Raw genomic sequence first — 8,559 nt, 5'->3', positions numbered from 1 at the left:
CAAAATATCCGGCTAATTCGCTGGCTTTCTGGCGGCGGTGGCCGGATACGATTTCATACCCGCCATCTTCGCGGGGGCGTACAATGGCAGGCTGGGTAACACCCTTGTCCTTGACGCTTTCCACCATAGTCGCCATTTCTTCATCATTTCTAACCTGAAATGGGTGGTCTTTGAACGCGTAAAGCTCGGAAAGATTGAGATAAACAATCTGTTCCTGTTCGCCGGGGCGGGGTGCTTCCCTCGGTTCGGGCGGCAGTTCCGGGGCAGGGGGCGGTGTTTCCTGCTGTGCCTGTTCCGTAGTTTTCGGGGAAGCGGAACCACCGCCACCAACTTCTATGGCCTGTTTCTGTTTGTCCGGTTTCTCCGACTTTACGGCCTTTGGTGTTTTTTCCTGTTTGACAGGGCGGGAGGGCTTTTTGTCTGCTTTTTCAGCAGTTTTAGGTGGGCGGCCTTTCGGTTTTCTGCCCGGCTTTTCCGACTCTGCCATTTTATCTGTGGGGTCTGCTTGTTCCGCCTCCTGTTTTTCGGGGGCAGTCTGTTCCGTTTCCTTTGCCGCCGCCTGTTTTCCCGAAACAATCTCATTGATTTTATTAAAGGAAACCACTACATCACCGGGGGCGGGAATGTCAATGGGGTTAGGTACTTCCGGCCCGTCCTTATCGGCTTCATGCAGGGCGGCTCCGTCCTCATGGGGAAGTGCTGCTGTTTCCTCGGCGGTCTTTTCCGGGGCCGGAACTTCACCGCCAATCTCCGGCATGGGTGCGGGAGTGGTTTTTTCTTCTGCTGTGGCTTCCTGTGCGAGGGCAGTTTTTACTTCGTCCGGCTTGTTTAGTTCATTTTTTGCCATGCGCTTTTCCTCCTTGTCTGTTTTATGGCAACAAAAAAGAGCCTGATTTTTCAATCAAGCCCAGCGGGATATTTGCAATCTCTCCTTTCCACTTCGGGCCAACTTGACCCGAAGTTTCGCTATCCAGATACAAAAATACCGCCCAGCTTGTCCAATTGGGCGGTATCCTGTGTAATGTGATAGCTCATATTTTATTTTGATATTCCCTTATCCCGCATAGAATAAGGGGTTTTGCAGTTTTCCTAATACGTTTGGCTCATATGTAGATACAGTAGGACGAAATGAGGGTGTAATAAAAGACTATATAAAGAACCAGTTACAAGAGGACATTATGGCAGATCAAATATCGTTAAAAGAATATACAGACCCGTTTACGGGTGACAAGAATAAAAAGGGATAAAAAGAAGGCCGCTTTAGCGGCTCCCTGAAGAAGTAATGCGGTTGGCGGAACATTCAATGCGTCTTAAGACGCTGTGCCAGTAAAAAGCCCTTCTAGGGCTAGTACAAACCACGCGTTTAACGCGTGGTTTTGATTTCCAATGTGTTTTTAAGCATCGTAAAATATTTCCTGCTAATTTAAATAATATAGTCATCTCCGGCTTGATAGGATGCCATTAAATCTGCAATGGTGATTCCATCCAAGTATTCATTGATGAGTTTGTCCAAGTCTTGCCACATTGAAAGGGTGCGGCAATTAGACACACGGGCGCATTGTTCGGCTTTTTCGTCCAGACAAGCAACAGGAGCAAGGCTACCTTCTGTCAAACGTAAAATACTACCTACTGTGTAGGTATCAGGCGCTTTACTTAGGCAATAACCACCGCCTTTCCCTCTTTGCCCAATTAAAAATTTTTCCCGTACCAAAGATTTCAAAATAATCTCAAGATATTTTTCAGAAATTTCTTGTCGTTCAGCAATTTCCTTTAAGGGAATATAATTTCCTGGATGTTCTGCTAAATCAATCATTACACGTAATGCATATCTGCCCTTCGTTGAAATCATCATAATAAATCCCTCCATATATCAACCTATTATACAATAGGGTAAATAGGAAATCAAATAAAATTATTTATAAAAAGTACTTTTCACTATTGACAATTTGGCAAAGAGAGTATAATATACCTATAAACCTATCAATGAAATAGGTATTGAGAATACATAGTATTACTTCGATGTTATTGAGATATCTCAAGAAACTGATATTTTATCAAACAGAGTATATTTGAATGGAGGAATTAATTATGAGTAAAATTTATACATCAGCAGATCAATTGGTTGGCAGAACACCATTATTAGAACTTACCCATATTGAAAATGAATACGATCTTGAGGCAAAAATTCTTGCAAAGTTGGAGTATTTTAACCCGGCAGGTTCTGTGAAAGATCGAATTGCAAAAAGCATGTTGGATGATGCAGAAGAAAAAGGAATTTTAAAACCTGATTCTGTGATTATTGAGCCTACTTCCGGAAATACCGGTATTGGTTTAGCATCTATAGCAGCTGCAAAGGGATATCGTATTATCATTGTTATGCCAGAAACTATGAGCGTGGAACGCCGCCAGTTGATGAAGGCGTATGGTGCAGAACTGGTTTTGACGGATGGCGCTAAGGGTATGAAAGGTGCTATTGCAAGAGCAGAAGAATTGGCCCGAGAGATTCCCAATAGTTTTGTGCCAGGGCAGTTTGTAAATCCAGCCAATCCGGCCATTCATAGAATTACTACGGGTCCGGAAATTTGGGAAGATACTGACGGGAAGGTGGATATCTTTGTGGCCGGTGTAGGAACAGGTGGAACCATTACAGGGGTGGGATCTTATTTGAAAGAACAAAACCCCGGGGTTAAAATTGTTGCAATAGAACCGGCCGCTTCCCCTGTGCTGAGTAAGGGAATGCCCGGAGCCCATAAAATTCAAGGCATTGGCGCAGGTTTTGTCCCTGATATACTTGATACCGAAATTTATGATGAAATTATTACGGTTGAAAATGAAGCTGCCTTTGCTACAGGAAAACAAGTTAGTCGTTCCGAAGGCGTTTTGGTTGGTATTTCTTCTGGCGCTGCTTTATGGGGTGCTATTGAAATAGCAAAGCGCCCCGAAAATAAAGGAAGGAACATTGTTGTTTTGTTACCTGACACAGGTGAGCGTTATCTTTCCACCCCTATGTTTACAGATTAATTATAATATATCAATTTTTCAAACGTAACCATTTTATTTAGGAGGAAAAAGTAATGAAGTGTATGTACTGTATGGGTTTTCTTGATATGTATGGGTTTTCTTGATATGCATAAGTCAATAAAAGGTCTGTTATTTTAGAAGAATGAAGGTGAAAAAGATTGAGGGAGAATAAAAGTGCGCTTATTGCCATGAGTGGCGGTGTGGATAGTTCCATGGCTGCGTATTTCATGTTGAAAAATGGATATCACTGCGAAGGAACGACCATGCGTCTATATCGTAATGAGGACATTGGTCGCTGTGGTTTTCGCACTTGTTGTTCTCAGCGGGATATTGATGATGCCAGCGAAGTGGCATTTCAGTTGGATATGCCTTATGAAGTCTTAGATTTTACCATGGATTTTCGGCAACAGATTATGGAGAAATTTATCCGCATTTATGAAGACGGTGGAACGCCGAACCCGTGTATAGATTGTAATCGTTATATGAAATTTGACAAACTTCTGAAGTTTGCCCAAAAAAAGAATTTAAATTATGTTGTGACGGGACATTATGCCAGAATTGAGCGAGATGCAGAAACCGGTCGCTATTTATTAAAAAAAGCCCTAGATGATACAAAGGATCAAAGTTATGCCCTATATACAATGACACAAAATCAGCTTGCTCACACCCTATTTCCCTTAGGAGGTCTTCGAAAGAAGGAAGTAAGGGAATTGGCGGAACGGCTGCATTTTGTCAATGCTCGAAAGCATGATAGTCAAGATATCTGCTTTGTGCCCCATGGGGACTATACCAAGTTTATGGAAGAATATACGGGGAGGCGTTATCCTTCTGGCGATTTTCTAGATGAAAAAGGAACTATTATTGGTCGGCATACAGGGGCTGTACGCTATACCATAGGACAACGAAAGGGTTTGGGGTTGAACATGGGAGAGGCAGTATATGTTTGTGAAAAGTCTATGAAAGACAATACAGTGACTGTAGGCCCTGAGTCTGCCCTTTATACCAAAAACTTAATAGCAGAGGATATGAACTGGATTTCCTTTGAAACCTTGAAAAAACCTAAAGAATTTCAAGCAAAAACACGCTACAGGCAGTCGGAGCAAAAGGCAACGGTATTCCCTTTGACTAATGGTCAGGTGCGGGTTGCGTTCCATATACCTCAGCGAGCAATTACACCCGGTCAGGCTTTGGTTTTATATGATGGAGATATGGTTGTTGGGGGAGGTACCATTGTAACTGCTTTTACTTGATATGGTTTCCTTAAGAGTGCTTTGGCGAAGGAAATTTAAGTTATTAATAATGAGTAATAACATTTGAAATTTTGGAGGAAGTTTATGATTTATTTAGATTATTCAGCGAATACTCCCGTTGCGCCGGAGGTATTAGAGCGATTTTTACAAGTTGAGCGTGCGTTTATGGGGAATCCGAATTCTTCCCATAGTGCAGGCCTAGCGGCACAGGCAGAAATGGCCAAAGTGACGGAAAAAATGGCTCAATTGCTGGGGGTCAGTCCCGGAGAAATTATTTATACTTCAGGGGCAAGCGAGGCAAATAATTTAGCAATTAAGGGAATTGCACGTTCGGCTCGTCACGTTGGGCGGCATATTATTTCCACGCCTTTGGAACATTCCTCCGTAAGTGGCTGTCTTACGGCATTGCAAGAACAGGGATATGAAATTGATCTGGTTGATATAGAAAGAGACGGTACTGTAAATTTAAATGAACTGAAAGATTTATTGAGAAAAGATACCATATTGGTAGCAATTTGTGGGGTCGATAGCGAATTGGGATGTATTCAGCCAATTTCAGAAATCAGTGAAATATTAAAGGAGTATCCAAATTGTTGCTTACATGTGGATGCGACGCAAGCAGTAGGTAAGACAAATATTTCTTTCTCGGGGATAGATACGATGTGCTTCACAGGGCATAAGTTTTATGGTTTAAATGGTTGTGGTGTATTACTGAAGCGTAAAAATCTAATAATTGAGCCGTTGATTCATGGAGGCACCAGCACTACCATATATCGTAGCGGTACTCCTGCATTGGCCCTTGCAGCAGCAACACAAACTGCCCTTGAAATGGCTTTGAAAGAGCAGAGCCATCGTTATGAGGTGGTCCAAGATCTTCATAGGAAACTGCGTAAGGAATTAGAAAGTTATCCTAATGTTCGTTTGAATAGCCCGAAAAATGGGGTTCCTCATATTTTAAATTTAAGTGTACAAGGCGTTAAAGGGACTGTATTTCAGCGAAGTTTGGACGAGCAAGGTGTTTGTGTGTCTGTAAAATCGGCTTGTTCTGCGGAAGGACAGCCATCTCGAGCGGTATTGGCGGTAAGCCAAGATCGGAAAAACGCATTATCCTCTTGGCGTCTTAGCTTGAGTCATCTGACAACGGAAGAAGAAATACAAGAATTTCTTAGGGCTTTTGACCGTTGCTATACTATGTTGACAGGGCGATAGGATAGGAAATAAGACTTTTGTTGTATTGAAAAATGTGAAAAATGATCATTTAGAGATTTTCGCCTTGATTTGCAGACACAGCGAGGTAGTTAAAATATAGATTGCGGGGTAGGTGAGATGGGAAGGAAATTGACGGTGTAACAATTGATAGAATGGGGTATTGTAAAAAAGTATAGGAAAAAAATAGGAAAAAAATATGAAATCCTTTTATAAATCCAATCATAAAGATACAAATTAATTTAATCAGAGGATACCATATCGTATAATGTGACAGATGAGGGAAAAATCAAATTAACCTCTGATTGAGGAGTATGATGCACGAGGACTTTGATTTAGAAAATGGAAAGAGGGGTTTCGAAGATGGCAATTATTTTGTTTATCTAATATTGCCGGTAAATTGCCAAAAGATATATAGAGGAAAGTACTAGGTTCTATGAAGAATTGTACCGTACCCAATATGGTTATGAAGCGCATATGTTTTTTGAAAATGAGACCCTTTCATGAGTTAACCATTTGTTGTGAAGATATATCGATAGATCAGAGGAAAGATAATATATGAAATTCAAAACGAAACGTAAGAGCAAAGTGCAGGAACCTTTAATGATCCGAGCACTTTGTTATTTTTTTGTCTCCAAAAAAAACAATAGATTTGCTTTTGTAAAAGTAAATATGGTTATTATAGTGCAAATCACAGTTATTTACTATTTAATCAGTATCATGGTAGAATAAAAAATAAATTGTATTTTTTTAAGAATTTGTGTTGACAATTATTTCCTTATTATATATACTATAAGTATACCTGGGACAATTGTAAAATTATTTTGATTATTAATCACATATTTTAGGGAGCTATATTGATCATTTTGATGAGCATTTAGTGATTTTGCTTATCTAATTTACTTAGATGATATATTATTAAAAAGAAAATAGGGACATATGGATGATTGGGTTCTAATGATTGGAAAAAATTCTATGTTTGGATAAATATATATTTAGTTTATTTGTAATCTATAAGGAGCGATGTGAATGAATACAGAAAAGCTTGCGTCAAGTTCTGAACAAAAAGTCTTGAATGTTTTACTGGAATCAAAGTCGAAGATGGTGGTAAAAGAAATTTGCAAGATTGTTAAGGAGCAAGACGGGATTGAGTGGAATGTACGAACTGTATCCACTTTCTTAGTAAGATTGGAAGAAAAAAAACTTGTGAGCCATGAAAAAATTGGAATAACCAATTATTATTACCCCATTGTTGAAGGGGAAGCATATAAAATGAAAGCCAGTAAAAGCTTTTTGAAATCGTATTATAACGGTTCGCTTACCAATATGTTATCAGCCTTTACAGATAGTGGCGAACTATCCGAGGAAGATATTAAAGAGTTGCGGGATATCATTGATAAATTAAAATGAGGTGATTCCTGTGAGTTATTTATATATGAATGCGTCAGCGGCATTAATTATTATAATTACTTTAGTAATACGAAAGGTAACAATCAATAAGGTCCCCCATTACGTGTTTGGTTTTTTATGGGGAATCGCAGCCATTAGAATGTTATTGCCATTTCAGATTACTTCTAACTGGTGTGTATATAATGCAATTTTTAAACTTCGGGATTATCTTTTTGTTCATGGATTCATTACGCTGCAATACAATAGTCGCCAACTTTTAAAGGCAATTAATAAATATTTGGATTTACAGTTAGTCATTAAAAGTCTTTATTTCATTTGGTTCATAGGCGTTATAATTGTAGCTACGTATTTTGTTTTAAGTTATTATTCCGGAATGAAGTTAATCAAAGGTGCTAGGCCGTGCGATATCAAAGAAGTAGTAAGAATAAAGCAGTGGTTAGAACAGTACAATTTGCGCACAGATATGGAAATAAAATCTTCAAACGAAATTGGTGTTCCATTAGCTTATGGTTTTATAAGACCGGGAATTTTGATTCCGACTGATTTTGATATTAACCAAGAAATGAGCGCAAAACAGATTATGTTGCATGAATGTATGCATATTAAATATTGGCATTCGTTTATTAAGTTAATGCTGGCTATACTTGTTAGTTCAAACTGGTTTAATCCATGTGCTTGGATTTTATTCAAATTCATTAACAGAGATATGGAAATAGCTTGCGATAGACATGTTTTGGAATTGCTGGGTAGGGAACAAAGGGAGTCATATGCACTGAATTTAATACAAGCTTCCCAAATGCAGTATAAAGACTCTATTGTTTATAGTGGGTTCGCAAAAAATTCAATTAAAGAAAGGATTGTGGCTATTATGAGTTTTAAGAAAATGTCGGCTTTTGCGTTAGTGTTATCTTTGTCTATTCCTGTAAGTGTTGCAACTGCTTTTGCTACAACGGATAATCATGTGAATGATAATCAAGTTAAGAAGTTAGTAGTACATGATGAAAGTAAAGTAGAAACGATTGAAGATGCAATTGTTTCCGTTAGTGAAGATGATTTAGCAAAAAGTGGTAGGCAAGAAGTAGTTACAAGAGCGGCCAGAGATTTATATGTGGAAGATTACGAGCGTGTTACAACCTATATGTCACCTGAAAAATTAGAAGTAACATTTGAAAATAGTGGTTGTACATATGCAGGTACTCTAACAATATATGAAATGCAAGTGATAGATGGCAAGTATCATGGATACTATCATGGGTGGGCTAAAAAAGTAAAATGATAAAATTTGAATTAAATAAAAAAGACCTTTATTTAAAAGGTCTTTTTTTATTTTGAAGGATTATAGTTGATTTTTTATCGACCTAATTCTACATTTATAAAGGGATAAACTTTAAAAATAGATTTTGTAAATTTATCCAAAATGATGTAAAATGAATAAAAAACAGAAGGGATATAAAAGAGAGCATGAAAATTGAACAAAACATATTAAGAGATAAAATTACAACCATTCATAAGCAAATAGGCAGATGCCTACTAACTGGAGTTTTATGCGTTGCAATGACAGCGTCAGGACTTTTTTTAGGCTGTGCAGAGGCGAAGGAGACGAATATAACTTTATCTCAGCAACAAGAAGAAGAAGTGGTTGCGTTATTGGGAGACCTTAATGAAAATGTTT

The 8,559-nt window shown here is 38.5% G+C and carries 8 protein-coding genes and 1 pseudogene; 7 read left to right on the top strand and 2 right to left on the bottom strand.

Going from position 1 to position 8,559, the window contains the following annotated elements; translation table 11 throughout:
• Positions 1–847: ParB N-terminal domain-containing protein (locus tag P9Q65_RS13335; RefSeq protein WP_304509811.1), on the bottom strand; the 847-nt coding region annotated here is incomplete at its 3' end.
• A gap of 253 nt (positions 848–1,100) precedes the next feature.
• Between P9Q65_RS13335 and P9Q65_RS12565 the strand changes: the two are divergent.
• Positions 1,101–1,247: pseudogene (locus P9Q65_RS12565) on the top strand (IS200/IS605 family transposase); the annotation flags it as partial.
• Between the two features lie 176 nt (positions 1,248–1,423).
• Here P9Q65_RS12565 and P9Q65_RS12560 read toward each other — a convergent pair.
• Positions 1,424–1,852 (bottom strand): RrF2 family transcriptional regulator, encoded by a 429-nt coding sequence (locus P9Q65_RS12560; RefSeq protein ID WP_304509809.1) that lies wholly within the window; start codon positions 1,850–1,852, stop codon positions 1,424–1,426.
• Positions 1,853–2,088: 236 nt separating this feature from the next.
• Here P9Q65_RS12560 and cysK point away from each other — a divergent pair, with 236 nt between their 5' ends.
• From cysK to P9Q65_RS12530, 6 genes are all read left to right on the top strand, one after another.
• Complete coding sequence (gene cysK, locus P9Q65_RS12555) at positions 2,089–3,021, top strand: cysteine synthase A (protein WP_304509808.1); 933 nt, start codon at positions 2,089–2,091, stop codon at positions 3,019–3,021.
• 158 nt (positions 3,022–3,179) lie between these two features.
• Complete coding sequence (gene mnmA, locus P9Q65_RS12550) at positions 3,180–4,271, top strand: tRNA 2-thiouridine(34) synthase MnmA (protein WP_330695390.1); 1,092 nt, start codon at positions 3,180–3,182, stop codon at positions 4,269–4,271.
• Between the two features lie 84 nt (positions 4,272–4,355).
• A complete protein-coding gene (locus tag P9Q65_RS12545; RefSeq protein WP_304509806.1) occupies positions 4,356–5,480 on the top strand; it encodes a cysteine desulfurase family protein in 1,125 nt (374 codons plus the stop codon).
• Positions 5,481–6,506: 1,026 nt separating this feature from the next.
• Positions 6,507–6,887 carry a BlaI/MecI/CopY family transcriptional regulator gene (locus P9Q65_RS12540; RefSeq protein WP_304509805.1) on the top strand — a complete coding sequence of 127 codons (381 nt, stop codon included), beginning with the start codon at positions 6,507–6,509 and terminating at the stop codon, positions 6,885–6,887.
• Between the two features lie 10 nt (positions 6,888–6,897).
• Positions 6,898–8,163, top strand: coding sequence for a M56 family metallopeptidase (locus P9Q65_RS12535; protein WP_304509803.1), 1,266 nt, complete (start codon positions 6,898–6,900; stop codon positions 8,161–8,163).
• Positions 8,164–8,348: 185 nt separating this feature from the next.
• On the top strand, positions 8,349–8,559 hold a 211-nt coding region (locus P9Q65_RS12530; RefSeq protein ID WP_304509802.1), incomplete at its 3' end, for a hypothetical protein.

Source organism: Anaerotignum sp., assembly GCF_030625865.1.
In the GTDB taxonomy this organism is placed as follows: Bacteria; Bacillota; Clostridia; order Lachnospirales; family Anaerotignaceae; genus Chakrabartyella.
This window is presented reverse-complemented; position numbering and strand designations above follow the sequence as displayed.

Coding starts and splice junctions, on each gene's coding strand:
- P9Q65_RS12560 (WP_304509809.1), bottom strand. CDS start 1,852: ATGATGATTTCAACGAAGGGCAGATATGCATTACGTGTAATGATTGAT.
- cysK (WP_304509808.1), top strand. CDS start 2,089: ATGAGTAAAATTTATACATCAGCAGATCAATTGGTTGGCAGAACACCA.
- P9Q65_RS12545 (WP_304509806.1), top strand. CDS start 4,356: ATGATTTATTTAGATTATTCAGCGAATACTCCCGTTGCGCCGGAGGTA.
- P9Q65_RS12540 (WP_304509805.1), top strand. CDS start 6,507: ATGAATACAGAAAAGCTTGCGTCAAGTTCTGAACAAAAAGTCTTGAAT.